Annotated in this window: 11 protein-coding genes, 1 pseudogene and 1 CRISPR repeat array; of the genes and pseudogenes, 2 read left to right on the forward strand and 10 right to left on the reverse strand. The window is 66.7% G+C overall.

Features of this window, described 5'->3' with window-relative positions:
• Positions 1-3: 3 nt before the first annotated feature.
• The 3 genes and pseudogenes from NPJ82_RS09925 to NPJ82_RS09935 form a co-directional block, all read right to left on the reverse strand.
• Complete coding sequence (locus NPJ82_RS09925) at positions 4-252, reverse strand: hypothetical protein (protein WP_342657245.1); 249 nt, start codon at positions 250-252, stop codon at positions 4-6.
• Positions 253-359: 107 nt separating this feature from the next.
• Positions 360-602, reverse strand: coding sequence for a DUF2274 domain-containing protein (locus tag NPJ82_RS09930; protein WP_342657246.1), 243 nt, complete (start codon positions 600-602; stop codon positions 360-362).
• A pseudogene (locus NPJ82_RS09935) lies at positions 599-1,514 on the reverse strand (TrbI/VirB10 family protein); the annotation flags it as partial. The pseudogene NPJ82_RS09935 and the gene NPJ82_RS09930, both read right to left, overlap by 4 nt.
• Before the next feature lie 267 nt (positions 1,515-1,781).
• Between NPJ82_RS09935 and NPJ82_RS09940 the strand changes: the two are divergent.
• On the forward strand, positions 1,782-2,030 hold the full coding sequence (locus NPJ82_RS09940) for a hypothetical protein (RefSeq protein WP_342657247.1): 249 nt from the start codon (positions 1,782-1,784) through the stop codon (positions 2,028-2,030).
• An 80-nt stretch (positions 2,031-2,110) separates the two neighbouring features.
• Here the strand turns inward: NPJ82_RS09940 and NPJ82_RS09945 are convergent, their stop codons facing one another.
• From NPJ82_RS09945 to NPJ82_RS09955, 3 genes are all read right to left on the reverse strand, one after another.
• Positions 2,111-2,461, reverse strand: a complete 351-nt coding sequence (locus NPJ82_RS09945; RefSeq protein ID WP_342657248.1) for a hypothetical protein — start codon at positions 2,459-2,461, stop codon at positions 2,111-2,113.
• Positions 2,461-2,952 carry a hypothetical protein gene (locus NPJ82_RS09950; protein WP_342657249.1) on the reverse strand — a complete coding sequence of 164 codons (492 nt, stop codon included), beginning with the start codon at positions 2,950-2,952 and terminating at the stop codon, positions 2,461-2,463. The genes NPJ82_RS09945 and NPJ82_RS09950 overlap by 1 nt, the downstream gene beginning before the upstream one ends.
• Before the next feature lie 160 nt (positions 2,953-3,112).
• Positions 3,113-4,242 (reverse strand): IS3 family transposase gene (locus NPJ82_RS09955; RefSeq protein WP_164727745.1). Its coding sequence is split into 2 segments (ribosomal slippage): positions 3,113-3,990 and positions 3,990-4,242, totalling 1,131 coding nucleotides; the frame shifts between segments, so codons are not numbered across the junction.
• 65 nt (positions 4,243-4,307) lie between these two features.
• A CRISPR array of direct repeats spans positions 4,308-7,203; the repeat unit is 29 nt; unit sequence GGCTCCCCCGCACCCGCGGGGATCGACCC.
• 232 nt (positions 7,204-7,435) lie between these two features.
• On the opposite strand from NPJ82_RS09955, the gene mazG reads away from it, so the two are divergent.
• Entirely contained in the window at positions 7,436-8,188 is a 753-nt protein-coding gene (mazG, locus tag NPJ82_RS09960; RefSeq protein WP_342657250.1) for a nucleoside triphosphate pyrophosphohydrolase, read from the forward strand.
• On the opposite strand, the gene hflX is transcribed toward mazG, so the two are convergent.
• The 4 genes from hflX to NPJ82_RS09980 all read right to left on the reverse strand — a co-directional run bounded on the left by hflX (position 8,169) and on the right by NPJ82_RS09980 (position 13,679).
• Positions 8,169-9,461, reverse strand: a complete 1,293-nt coding sequence (gene hflX / locus NPJ82_RS09965) for a GTPase HflX (protein ID WP_342657251.1) — start codon at positions 9,459-9,461, stop codon at positions 8,169-8,171. The genes mazG and hflX overlap by 20 nt on opposite strands.
• Positions 9,458-9,949: an RNA chaperone Hfq gene (hfq, locus tag NPJ82_RS09970; RefSeq protein ID WP_112383619.1), complete on the reverse strand. Its 492-nt coding sequence runs from the start codon at positions 9,947-9,949 to the stop codon at positions 9,458-9,460. Before hfq ends, hflX begins: the two co-directional genes overlap by 4 nt.
• 136 nt (positions 9,950-10,085) lie before the next feature.
• Positions 10,086-11,462, reverse strand: coding sequence for a sigma-54 dependent transcriptional regulator (locus tag NPJ82_RS09975; RefSeq protein ID WP_342657252.1), 1,377 nt, complete (start codon positions 11,460-11,462; stop codon positions 10,086-10,088).
• A gap of 3 nt (positions 11,463-11,465) precedes the next feature.
• On the reverse strand, positions 11,466-13,679 hold the full coding sequence (locus tag NPJ82_RS09980; protein WP_112383649.1) for an ATP-binding protein: 2,214 nt from the start codon (positions 13,677-13,679) through the stop codon (positions 11,466-11,468).
• Positions 13,680-13,757 lie beyond the last annotated feature (78 nt).

The following is a 13,757-nucleotide window of genomic DNA, read 5'->3' on the forward strand; positions in this document are numbered from 1 at the left end:
CCGCTATCGGCTGGTCGGTCCGAACAACTCGTCGAAGAGATCGGCGAACCAGCGCTCGAACACCTCGACTTCCGCCTCGGTGACCGGCACGCGCTCGGGCCAGTCGTCGGTGACGCGCCACGCCTTCCCGGCTGCGCGAGACGAACCCAGCTGCGGGTCCGGATCGACAGTGTAGTAGTCGTAGAGATCGTCGGGCAGGATGCCGGCGGCATTGCCTGCGCGGCGGGTGGAGCGCGAGTGATGGTCGGACACGGACGTCGATGAAGTATCCTGTGGTTCGTCGCGGCACGATGCCGCCTCGCGATCCTGCCGCCTCGTTCGTCGCTGTGAAGTGGGCATGACGCGATACCTTGATCGCGTCAGCCGATCGCGGTGCCCGGCGTGCCGCCGGCCCGCCGCGCCTTCGCGAACGCGCGATCGGTCGCCATGAAGCGTTCCAGCATGGGCGCGATCAGCCGCGTGGGATCGGCCGCCGGCTGCCCACTCTCGCGGGCGAGTACCTCGGCGTAAGCGGCGAGGTCGCGATGCAGGTCAGCGGGCAGTTCCAGGGTGACTTTCACGGGCTTGTCGTCGGCGATGGGGCCGAGCTTCAGCTTCGTCATCGCGTTGCTCCATAGGGTTCGAGGATCAAATCGCGCCCGACCAGCACCCGGACGGGGAAGCCCGGCCGGATGGTCAGCGTCGGCGCGATGTCGAGCTGGCGGCCGACCACCTGCCGGCCGGTCTGGCTGATGCCGTCCGACGCGCCCTGGCGCAGCGCGCGGGCGAGGTCGCCCTGCTCGCCAGAGCTGCCGGCCTGCGCCCCGACCGACAGCAGCGTCGACAGCCCAGCGGCTTTCGCCAGATCCCACCAGTGATGGTCGACGCCGTCCTCCAGCCCGGCATAGCCTTGCGCGTCGGCACCGGGCAGGCGCTCCAGTACGATCGATCGGCCGTTGGGGAAGATGAGGCGCGTCCAGGCGAGCAGAACGCGCCGTTGGCCGAAGCCGATGCCGCTGTCGTACTGGCCGATCAGCCGCGCGCCCTGCGGGATCAGCAGCAGGCGCCCGGTCGGGCTGTCGTAGACATTCTCCGTCACTTGCGCGGTGATTTGTCCGGGCAGGTCCGAGCGGATGCCGGTGATGAGCGCGGCCGGGATCACCGCGCCGGCCTGGACGACATAGGGGGACGGCGGTGCCATCACGCGGTCGGGCGCGACGGTACGCCGGTCGGCCGGCTGGTTGAGAAACGCAAGCTGCCGGTCCTGCGCGGTGGGCGTGCCTGTCTGGCCGGGCGCTCCGATGCCGGTGAGGTTCGGCATCCCGTCGCCAGCCACCGCTCGCCGACGCGATCTGCGCGCCGGACTGGAAGAACACCCGGCTGGAGCGCGCCGCCTCCAGCTCCTGCCTGCGCCGTTCCAGCTCCTGGCGGCGGCGCTCGGCTTCGGGATCGGGCGCAACGGGTCCAGCCGGCGCGTCGATCCCCGGCACTGGTACGGGCTGGCCGCGGTTCTGCGCGTCGAGGATCGGGCGGCCGCTATAGTTCGGCGTAGTGACGAGCGCTATGCCGAGATCCTTCAACGCCGTGAGGATCGAGCGCCGATCCTTCAACTCCCACCACCGTTCGATCGGCCCATCCTTATCGACCCCGCTAACTACGACGGCTGCGTCCTCTGGGATCAGGAAGCGTGCCGCCAACTCCGCTCGGGAAGCGACATGGATCTTGCCGGTGGCCATATTGACCAGTTCATAGAGCGATAGAGCGATCGCAGGTGCGTCGAGGATAGCGGCGCGGCCATAACGGTGATCTACAAATGGAACGATGAGTGGAAGCCGCGGCACGCCATTCGTGCTGGTGCGCGGTGCATTGTCGAAGCCGAGCCCCCCAACTTCGCGCATCCGCGCTACGAACAACCTGGGATTGAACCGGCAGACCATGTCGCACTTTGTTTTGTCCACACAGGTACACAGATCGCGGCAGTCGACAACGCCAGCATCGGTATGAACACTGCCGCATCGATCACGTTCAAGACAGATGGAACAGCCCAGTGACGGTGCATGCTGTGTTGCGTCATCCCACAACCGCTGCGGTTGTCGGAATTGACGTGAGGGCTCGTGAGCTGGCCTGAGACTCATCTTATGACGACCTCCGCGGTGTCGCCGAATAGACCGACGCGCTGAAGATCAGCCCGGGCATAGCCGCCGCCGTCGCGCACAGCCGTCGTCATTTCGGACGTGGGGTTTTCGATGTGCCCGATCGACCGGAGGCCATCACTAAGAATCAGGCGATCGGCCGCATTTTGGACGATCAGCGTGTCGCCCGCCTTCACCCTGGCGGAGACGTTGAGCTGTGCCGTCACAACCCGCGATGCCTCGGACATTGTAAGATCGAGAAGCGTTGGCGCTTTCAGACGGTCGAGTCCACCATCCCATCGCTTGCGAAACGGTTTTCCCGTTTGTGCCCGGATATAGTCGAGGCCCATTAGGCAGTCTCCAAAAGCGGACTGAACGACTTAGACTTGCCTTGTCGCCGTTCGATCAGAAGTCCTTTACTGGCAAGCGCCGACAGCCGGTTGTTCCACGCAGTTGGTCCAATCTGCGCATCAGCGAACCGCGTGGCGAGTTCGGGCGCAGTAATCGCGCCAACTTCCCTCACAGCCTCGAAGGTAGCTCGCTGGGCTGGATCGAGATCACCGATTAGACGAGCCGTGTTGATCTGATTGTTGGAGTCAAGTTCGCAGCTCCAAAGCACATCACCGCGCGCGCGGACGAAGAAGTCGAGTTCCTCGGCGACGGGGGCGGCAAGATTGGCGACAGCAGGGTAGACATTGGGCAGCGAAAGTCGGGCATAGTCACGAAACCCGATTACCGTTTCGCGCAGAAATGAAGCGGTAGCGACCTCAATGCCGGTGAAATCGAGAAACGCAGGAGTCGGAGCCTCCGCCGCAGGGGTGTCCGCGATGAGAATGCTCAACAACCGGCGCCCTGCCATAGCGCCGGAAAGCACCGTTTGTCCGTCTGACAGATCGAGCAATCTATGCCGCAATTCACAATCCTCATATGTACTACGTGAGGATGGTGAGTGACGCGCTCGCTGTCAACCCCCCGACACTTATTGACGGTCCCCCGGTTTCTCATCCGGATTTGATGCGAGCTTCCGGACTGCATCCGCCGGGGTTAACCCCGGCGGATGCAGCATATTCGGCTGGCGTCAGCCAGCCAAGCGCCGTGTGAGGACGGCTCTCGTTATAGTCCCGCCGCCAGGCCTCGATCTTGGTTCTTGCGTCCGCCAGTGACAGGAACCAGTGGCTGTTCAGGCACTCGTCACGCAGGCGGCCGTTGAACGACTCCACAAAAGCGTTGTCGGTCGGTTTGCCCGGCCGCGAGAAGTCGAGCGTGACGCCGTTCTCGTACGCCCATCGGTCCAGTGCTTTCGAGATGAACTCCGGACCATTGTCGACCCGGATGGTCTTGGGCGCACCACGTGTCGCCGAAATCCGCGTCATTGTCGCCACGACCTGTTCACCCTTGATGCCCTGGTCGACATCGATCGCCAGCGCTTCACGGGTGAAGGCATCGACCACCGTCAGCGCCCGCAGCCGTCGGCCATCGAACAAGGCATCCGAGACGAAGTCCATCGACCACATCTCGTTAGGCGCCGACGCTGCGGGCTGGCGTTCGCGGTTCGCAGCGCTGACGTTGCGCCGAGGACGTTTGAGCCGGAGGCTCAGCCCATCTTCCCGGTAGAGCCGATAGACGCGCTTATGGTTCACCAGCCAGCCTTCCCTGCGTAGCAGGATGTAGATCCGGAAATAGCCGTAGCGCACCCGTGCCGCCGCCAGATCGTGGATGCGCAACCGCAGCGGCGCCTGGTCAGGCTTGTGCGACACGTACCGCACCGACGAGCGGTCGACGCCGAGCGCGAGGCAGCTACGCCGCTCGCTGACGCCATGGGACGCCTGGACGTGCGCGACGATCTCGCGCCGTCGCCCAGGCGTCAGAGCTTTTTTGCGAGCACGTCCTGCAGGATATGCTTGTCCAAGCTCAGATCCGCGACGAGTTGCTTGAGCTTACGATTCTCGTCCTCGAGCTGCTTGACCCGCCGCAGCTCGCCGACGCCCAGCCCGCCATACACCTTCTTCCAGCGGTAGAACGTCTGCTCCGACACGCCCATCCGGCGAATGACCTCGGCCACCGGCGTGCCCATCTCCGCCTGCTTCAGCGCAAACGCAATCTGCTCTTCCGTGTACCTCGACTTCTTCATGTTCCAGCTCCTTGCCCGCAGGCTTCAAAGGGCCGGAAAACTCTCACTCAACATGGATGAAAAAACAGGGGGGACGTCACGCGGGGATCGACCCGTGTAATTCATCCGCCAGTGTTTGCCGCCGGCGGCTCCCCCGCACCCGCGGGGATCGACCCTAAGGAGCATGATGATGGCCTTGAGTGCGGAAGGCTCCCCCGCACCCGCGGGGATCGACCCACGCCGGGCGAGAGCATGCGCTACGACACTGGGGCTCCCCCGCACCCGCGGGGATCGACCCTGACCCATGCCGCGGCACTTCGGCAGCTTTACGGCTCCCCCGCACCCGCGGGGATCGACCCCTCACGCTGATCCTCGTCGGCTGGATGCTGTGGGCTCCCCCGCACCCGCGGGGATCGGCCCAGCGCCACTGCGCGGGTCGCGGGCGCGATCACGGCTCCCCCGCACCCGCGGGGATCGACCCCCTCATGGACATTAAAGTCGAAACCTACCACGGGCTCCCCCGCACCCGCGGGGATCGACCCATGATCGAAGCCCGAGCCTACTACGCCGATTCGGCTCCCCCGCACCCGCGGGGATCGACCCCGTTGATGCGATGCGGGTCCGCATCAGCTACGGGCTCCCCCGCACCCGCGGGGATCGACCCCGCGCGTGAGAACCGTCGTGTTGATTATGGGGGGCTCCCCCGCACCCGCGGGGATCGACCCTAAGAGTGAGTCGTCGCCGTCGATTTGCTCCAGGCTCCCCCGCACCCGCGGGGATCGACCCTTCATCCCGGCATCGAGCGGCATCACCTTGCCGGCTCCCCCGCACCCGCGGGGATCGACCCGCGGCTGTATTGATGGGCGACCGCATTACGCCGGCTCCCCCGCACCCGCGGGGATCGACCCTCCATGGCGCCTTGATCGGGGTTCGGCCGGTCGGCTCCCCCGCACCCGCGGGGATCGACCCCCGTTCCCGCGCGACGCCGCCCGATCGCGCGTGGCTCCCCCGCACCCGCGGGGATCGACCCTTAGGTTCCAGTGCGGTAGCACCCATATACGTGGCTCCCCCGCACCCGCGGGGATCGACCCTCGTTCACCATGCCCATGATCTCGCGCACGAGGGCTCCCCCGCACCCGCGGGGATCGACCCAAGCTGTTCGGGTGGGCTGACGAATGAAGGCCGGCTCCCCCGCACCCGCGGGGATCGACCCCTCGTCGCGCTCGCGGTGCTGGAGGAGGCGATGGCTCCCCCGCACCCGCGGGGATCGACCCCTCGTCAAGACGGGCAAGCTCAACGGGCAGGTGGCTCCCCCGCACCCGCGGGGATCGACCCCTCGACATCCTCCGGATGCGGACCGGCGGCTTCGGCTCCCCCGCACCCGCGGGGATCGACCCCTCGGGCTCCTCCCTCGGCATCAGGCGAACGCGGCTCCCCCGCACCCGCGGGGATCGACCCGAAGCGGGCGTCATCCCCGGTACGCCGTTTCAGGCTCCCCCGCACCCGCGGGGATCGACCCTCGAACGCGGACCTTGGTGCCGACTTCCAGGGGGCTCCCCCGCACCCGCGGGGATCGACCCACGATCATGACGATGAGCCCGGACGAGGTGCGGGCTCCCCCGCACCCGCGGGGATCGACCCTGCAAATCATGCGGCATCGCATGAACAACCTCGGCTCCCCCGCACCCGCGGGGATCGACCCCATGCGAGAGGCCCGCATCGACCTTATCCGGCGGCTCCCCCGCACCCGCGGGGATCGACCCTGGTCGATCGAGATCGGTCCACCAGGGACGATGGCTCCCCCGCACCCGCGGGGATCGACCCAACCCACCTCCGGCCGCGCCCCCGCGCGAGCCGGCTCCCCCGCACCCGCGGGGATCGACCCAAGATGCGATTCGTCCCGACCTACACGAAGCAGGCTCCCCCGCACCCGCGGGGATCGACCCATCTATTGTGCCGCCCGGCTTAACCGCCATGTGGCTCCCCCGCACCCGCGGGGATCGACCCGACATCAACGCACTGATCGTCGCGCCCTTCAAGGCTCCCCCGCACCCGCGGGGATCGACCCGACCCGGATCGCACCGCGTCCTGCCGCATGGGGGCTCCCCCGCACCCGCGGGGATCGACCCTGAAACTCGCGTGGCGTCGGCTGTTGCTGGGCGGCTCCCCCGCACCCGCGGGGATCGACCCTCAGCCTGACGCTGCACGCCAGTGGAGAACCCGGCTCCCCCGCACCCGCGGGGATCGACCCCGAACTTGCGCCTCCAGCAGCTCCGTCGCTTCGGCTCCCCCGCACCCGCGGGGATCGACCCCGCTCGGCGATCCGAAGGCGATGCTGACCGGGGGCTCCCCCGCACCCGCGGGGATCGACCGTCTTCGAGCGTCGGCTGGTAGCGCCGCTTGCAGGCTCCCCCGCACCCGCGGGGATCGACCCTTCAATAGCTGGCACTATGCCGGGCAACAGCTGGCTCCCCCGCACCCGCGGGGATCGACCCAGACGGCGCAATCGGTACGCAGCGGGCAAGAAGGCTCCCCCGCACCCGCGGGGATCGACCCCGAGCTGATCGAGGCCGGCCGCTCGGCCGCAAGGCTCCCCCGCACCCGCGGGGATCGACCCCGCTATCGGCGCCAGGTGCTGGGTCGCCACCCGGCTCCCCCGCACCCGCGGGGATCGACCCGCCTCGTCGCCAAGTTCCTTATCAGTTTCCAGGGCTCCCCCGCACCCGCGGGGATCGACCCACGGTCGACAGTATCTGCGCTGCCTCCAGCGCGGCTCCCCCGCACCCGCGGGGATCGACCCTCGATGCCGTCCTCGAACATGTCGGGCCGGTTGGCTCCCCCGCACCCGCGGGGATCGACCCTCGAATGCATCGACGTTCGCGCAAGCGGCCTGGGCTCCCCGCACCCGCGGGGGTCGACCCGAGTTGTGCAGGCGGAGCGGTGCCAAGATCGAGGCTCCCCCGCACCCGCGGGAATCGACCCACCGCGCTATGTCCGTCGCCTTGTCCGAAGATGGGTCTTCTTCACCACCAGATGTTAAGCCACAACAACCACGAACCCACATCCCCGGCCCCGATACGCCACTTACGGATAGCTCCCCGCCCCACCCGCTGCTACAACAGCAATCGTCGCCCCCAAGCCACGACGCTCGCATCCATCCGCCACCCGATCCCCATCACCTTTTGCCGCGGCTCCTTCACCCAACAACCCGAGAATGGTCATGTCAGCGATCCAGCGTCTTCTTTCGATCATGGTTCGGTTGCGTGATCCGGAGGCGGGATGCGAGTGGGACAAGATGCAGACGTTTGCGAGCATCGCGCCGTACACCATTGAGGAGGCGCATGAGGTAGCCGATGCGATCGGGCGCGGGGATATGGACGAGTTGAGGGACGAGCTCGGCGACCTGTTGCTGCAGGTCGTGTTCCATGCCCAGATCGCCAAGGATATCGGGGCCTTCGACTTCGACGACGTGGTCGCCGCGATCAGCGACAAGATGGAGCGGCGCCACCCGCACATCTTCGGCGATGTCGCAGAGGGTGGCCATCACCTGTGGGAACAGATCAAGGCCGAGGAACGCAAGGCCAAGGCGGCGCGGGGCACGCTGGACGGCGTCGCGCTGGGCCTGCCCGCCCTGATGCGCGCGGAAAAGCTGCAAAAGCGAGCGGCGCGCGTCGGCTTCGACTGGCCCGATGCGGCGGGTCCGCGCGCCAAGATCGATGAGGAGTTGCAGGAGATCGCCGACGCCTCCCCCGACACGCTGGAGGAGGAAGTCGGCGACCTGCTGTTCGCGGTGACGAACTGGGCGCGCCACCTGAACGTCGATGCCGAAGCGGCGCTGCGCTACGCTAACGCCAAGTTCGAACGACGCTTCCGCGCGATGGAGAGCGAAGCCGGGGAGAGCTTTGCCGCGCTGGATCTGGAGGGCAAGGAAGCGCTGTGGCAGGCGGTCAAGCGTCGCGGCGGGTGAACCGATCATAATCGGCCGGGGACAGGCGCACGTCGTAATCGGCGTGCATCCCCTCGATGCGGTGGTCGAGCACCTCGCCATGGGCATGCAGCCATGCCGCCCCCGCGCCGTCGCCCGCGTCGAGCGTGATCTGATATCGCCGGTGCCCCGCGGTCAGTGCCGCCGCCACCGTCTGGATCAGCGTATCGACGCCCTCGCCCGCCTGTGCCGAAATTGCCACGATGCGGTCCAGCCGCTCCGCCTTGCCCAGCACCTCGGTTCGCGCATCCTCGTCGAGCAGGTCGAGCTTGTTCCAGGCCTCGAAGCGCGGCGTTTCGGGATCGACGCCGATCTCGTTCAACACCGCCTCGACATCGTCGCGCTGTGCCTCCGCATCGGGATGGGCGATGTCGCGGACATGGATCAGGATGTCGGCCGACACCACCTCTTCCAACGTCGCCTTGAACGCGGCGACGAGCTGGGTCGGCAGGTCGGACACGAAACCCACGGTGTCGGACAGGATCGCCTTGTCGATGCCCGGTAGCTGGATCTGGCGCAGGGTCGGATCCAGCGTTGCGAACAACAGGTCCTCCGCCATGACGCCGGCACCGGTCAACCGGTTGAACAGCGTCGACTTTCCGGCATTGGTATAGCCGACCAGCGCGATTACCGGCCACGGCGCGCGCTGACGGCGATCACGGTGGAGGCCGCGGGTACGGCTGACCTGTTCCAGCTCCTTGCGGAGCCGGGCCATGCGATCGCGGATCAGGCGCCGGTCGGCCTCGATCTGCGTTTCACCCGGACCACCAAGAAAGCCGAAGCCGCCGCGCTGACGCTCAAGGTGGGTCCAGCTTCGCACCAGCCGGCCCGCCTGATAATCCAGATGCGCCAGTTCGACCTGCAACCGGCCTTCGGCGGTGGCCGCACGCTCACCGAAAATTTCCAGGATCAGGCCGGTGCGGTCGATCACCTTCGCTTCCAGCGCAGTTTCCAGATTGCGCTGCTGCACGGGCGTCAGGCTGGCGTCGAACACGACGAGCCCGGCCTCCTCCATGCGAACCTCCTGCGCGATCTGCTCGACCTGACCGCTGCCGATCAGCGTTGCGGGCTTTGCGGCGCGGACCCGGAAGGCCATGCGCTCGACCACGTCGAGGCCGATGGCAAGCGCGAGCCCGGCCGTCTCGTCCAGCCGTGCGTCATTGTCGCGCACGGCATCGCCCTGGTCGGGCAACACCACGATGGTGCGTGCCCCGCGGGAAAATTCCCCGCGATCCCGATCAAATCCGGTGCTCAATCCTCGCTTGTTCCCGCTTGTTCTTCGGCGAGGTTCAAGGGCCGCGCCGGTTGGATGGTGGATACGGCATGCTTGTAGACGAGCTGCGCCATGCCTTCGCGCTGGAGGAGCATGCAGAACAGGTCGAACCCTGCGATCTGGCCCTGAAGCATCACGCCGTTGATCAGGAACATCGTCACCTGATCTTCCGACTTCTTTACCGCGTTCAGGAAGATTTCCTGCAACAGCGGCTGCTTCTTCTGGCCTTCGCCCATGCCGTCGACGATCGCGGCGACATCCAGCGGACCGGACGGCATGATCGTGGAAATGGCATGCTTGTAGATCAGCTGCGACTGGCCATCACGGCGCAGCAGCACCGAAAAATTGTCGAACCATGTCACGATGCCCTGAAGCTTCACGCCCTTGACGAGGAACATGGTCACCGGCGCCTTCGAGCGGCGCAATGCATTCAGAAACAGGTCCTGCAACGACCCTTGCTTGTCGGCCATGTAGGTCAAGCCTTTGTTCTTGGCGGGTCTGTGCCCGCATGAGCGCCGTTCCCCGGCGTCGGGATCGTCACCCGTGGATCGGGTGCCGGTGCCAATCTATGGATCGACACCGGCTTCGTCCAGTGCAGCCGCGGGATTACTCGTCGCGCGAGTCGGTGATCCCCAATAATTTCAACTTCCTGTGGAGGGCGGAGCGCTCCATGCCGATGAAGCTGGCGGTGCGCGAGATGTTGCCGGAAAAGCGGCGGATCTGGACGCGCAGATATTCGCGCTCGAAACTCTCCCGCGCCTCGCGCAGCGGCGATCCCATGATCGCGGTCGCCCCGCCCGCGCCCATGTCGCCGCCACCGCCCAGCACCTCGGCCGGCAGCAGATCGAGGTCGATCCGCCCGATCCGGTCGCCCGGCGCCAGAATGATCGTCCGCTCCACCACGTTGCGAAGCTGCCGGACATTGCCGGGCCAGTCATAGGATTGCAGCGCAACCATCGCATCGGATGCGATTTCCGGCGTCGGCACACGGCGCTCGGCCGCATAATGCGCCATGAAATGATGGACCAGCGCGGGGATATCCTCCCGCCGCTCGGACAAGGACGGCAGCGTCACCGGCACGACGTTCAGCCGGTAGTAGAGATCCTCGCGGAAACGCCCCTCGGCAATTTCGTGCGTCAGGTCGCGGGCGGTGGCGGATACCACACGCACATCGACCTTCACCACCCGCGTGCCGCCGACCCGCGTAAAGCTCTGGTCGGTCAGCACGCGCAGAATCCGCGCCTGCGTCGTGATCGGCATGTCGGCGATCTCGTCGAGGAACAGCGTGCCGCCATGCGCCTGTTCCAGAAGGCCGGTGCGGACGAGGTCACCGCCCTCTTCCACCCCGAACAGTTCGTCCTCGACCCGCTCGGGCGTCATCCGCGCCGCGCTGACGATGACGAAGGGCGCCTGGACGCGGTTCGACCAGCCATGGAGCAGGCGCGCGGCCACCTCCTTGCCGACCCCGGCGGGGCCCATGATCAGGACCCGGCTCCCGGTGGCGGCCACCCGCTTCAGGGTCGCGCGCACACCGTTGATCGCGCTGGAGCTGCCGGTCAGATCGGTGTCGCGGCCGGCACTGGCGCGCAGCGAGGCGACCTCGCGACGCAGCCGCTCCGTCTCCGTCGCGCGCGCCACCATCAGCAGCAGGCGCTCCGCCTCGAACGGCTTTTCGATGAAATCGACCGCGCCGCGGCGGATCGCGGCCACCGCGGTATCGATGTTGCCGTGGCCGGAAATCACGAGCACGGGAATGGAGCTGTCCCGTCGCTTGATCTCGTCGAGCAGTTCCAGTCCGTCGAGCCGCGATCCCTGTAACCAGACGTCGAGCAGGACGAGCGACGGTCGCCGCGCGGCGATCGCTTCAAGGGCGGAATCGCTGTCGGCGGCACCGCGGGCATCATAGCCCTCGTCCTCCAGCACGCCGGCCACCAGTTCGCGAATATCGAGTTCGTCGTCGACGACGAGGATGTCCAAGGCCATGGTTCAGGTCCGGCTGCGGGTGAGAGCGGTCAGCGGACCTTCGCCCGCCGGTTCGAGTTCGGTACCCCCCTGGTCGAGCGCGGCAAGGGCGCCCGCGTCGAAGGTCATGGTGACGATCGTGCCGCCGTCCGGATTGTCCGAAAAGGTCATTGTTCCAGCATGTTCCTCAATGATCTTGTTGACGATGGCGAGGCCGAGCCCGGTGCCGCGCGCCCGGGTGGTCATATAGGGTTCGACGATTCGGTCGCGCTCGGCGGGCAGGCCGATACCGGTGTCGGCGACGATGATCGTGACCGTCCGGCCGGGATCTTCGGCAAGCGTCATGGTCACGCTGTCGCCGGTAGACTCCGGCTTCGCCTCAATGGCTTCCACCGCGTTCTTGACGATGTTCGTCAACGCCTGGCCGATCTGGCGACGATCGCAGACCAGCATCGGGGCGGGATCTTCGTGGATCAACTGGAAGCGGATCGCGGGGTGGGCGACCTCGTGCAGGAACAATGCCTGGCGCGCGGTATCGAGCAGCGGCTCCTCGCGGAAGACGGGCTTGGGCATGCGCGCGAAGGACGAGAATTCATCCACCATCCGCCGCAGGTCGCCGACCTGCCGGATGATCGTCTCGGTCAGACGGCCAAAGGTCTGGTCGTCCGGCTCGACCGTCTTGCCATAGCGCCGTTGCAGACGCTCGGCGGCAAGCTGGATCGGGGTCAGCGGGTTCTTGATCTCGTGCGCGATCCGCCGCGCGACGTCGGACCATGCCGCACGGCGCTGATCTAGCAGTTGCTGGGTGATGTCGTCAAAGGTCAGGATCGGGCCGTCATCGGTGCGCGTGATGCGCACCGCCAGCGTGCGCATCTCGCCTTTACGTGAAATCTGTACGATCGACTCGCGGCGGCCCTCGTCCATCGCGGCATCCAGTTCGGGCGCAATCGTCGCCACCGGCCGCCCGATCAGCCCGCCACCATCGACGCCCAGCAACGCATCGGCCGAGCTGTTCGCGATCCGGATCGTCCGGTCCCGGCCAGTCGCGACGATGCCGGCGGAAACGCCCGCCATCACCGCCTCGATCAGCGCACGGCGGTTGTCGAGTTGCGCATTGGCGGTGACGAGTTCGGTATTCTGCTGCTCCAGCTGGCTCGTCATCTGGTTGAAGGCGTTGGCCAATGTGCCGACTTCGTCGCGGGTGCGCGGATCGGGCACGCGGGCGCTCATGTCGCCCCCTGCGACCCGGCGCGCCGCATCGACCAGTTCGCCGACGGGACGGACCAGTCGATCGGCCACCGCCAGAGCGATCCAGACGGCGATGCCGACGATCAGCAAGGCGACCGCGAACAACGCCAGATTGAACTTCAGTTGCAGGGACCGTGCCCGCCCCTGGAGCGCCTGATAATCCTTCACCACGTCTTCGGCGGCGAAATGCTGGTTGCTCAGGAACGCGGCGTTCACATGCGTCCCGACATACAGGAATATGTCGGGGCGATCGACGACCGGGGTCACCACCCACACCCGCTGCTCGTTGATGCCGACTTCCTGGCTGTTCTTGCGCCGGGCCTGCGCGATCATCTCCTCGGTCACCAGCGTGCGGAACGTCTCGTCCGAAGGCTGGTTGAAATAGTCGTAATAGCGAAAGCCGCTCTTGCGATCGTAGGAGAAGAGCACCGCTTCCTCCAGGTCGCGAAACACGGTCTGGCGGCTCAGATAATCGTGGAACCGCTCGCGATCCTGCTCGATCGTCGGCAGCTCGGCACCGATATCCTTGGCCATCGCTGACGACGCGTTGATCCACCGGGTGATGATCTGCTGCTGCGACTCGCGCACGATCGTCATCGCGTCGCCGAACGCCTTGCGCGCCCGGTCGGACACCCAGAATTCGGCGGAGGACTGGAACATCACCGACGCCGTGATGACCGTCAGCACGATCGGCACGCTGGCGGTCAGCGAGAAGATCGCGACGAGGCGTACGTGCAGGCGCCCGCCGCCACCCACCGCCGACCGGGCCGCGCGGCGCATCGCCACCCGCCGGCCGATCAGCATCATCAGGGCGATACCCGGTGCGAGGTTGAGCGCCAGCAGGCCGGCGATCACCGGCGGCGAGATCAGCCCGCGCGAGTCGTGGTGCTGCGCCAGGATTCGGTAGGTGACGATGCCGAACACGATCGCGACCAGAACCACCAGCAATTCGACCACGGGCGTGACCGAGAAGCGGGAGCGCGGTAGCATTTCGTCATCGACAGGCGTCGCAGGCGCGATCATCGTTGCAAGCGTACAACGTCATCCGTGGCACGCAAGACACATAAT

The organism is Sphingomonas sp. NY01 (genome assembly GCF_038809135.1).
Taxonomy (GTDB): domain Bacteria; phylum Pseudomonadota; class Alphaproteobacteria; order Sphingomonadales; family Sphingomonadaceae; genus Sphingomonas; species Sphingomonas carotinifaciens.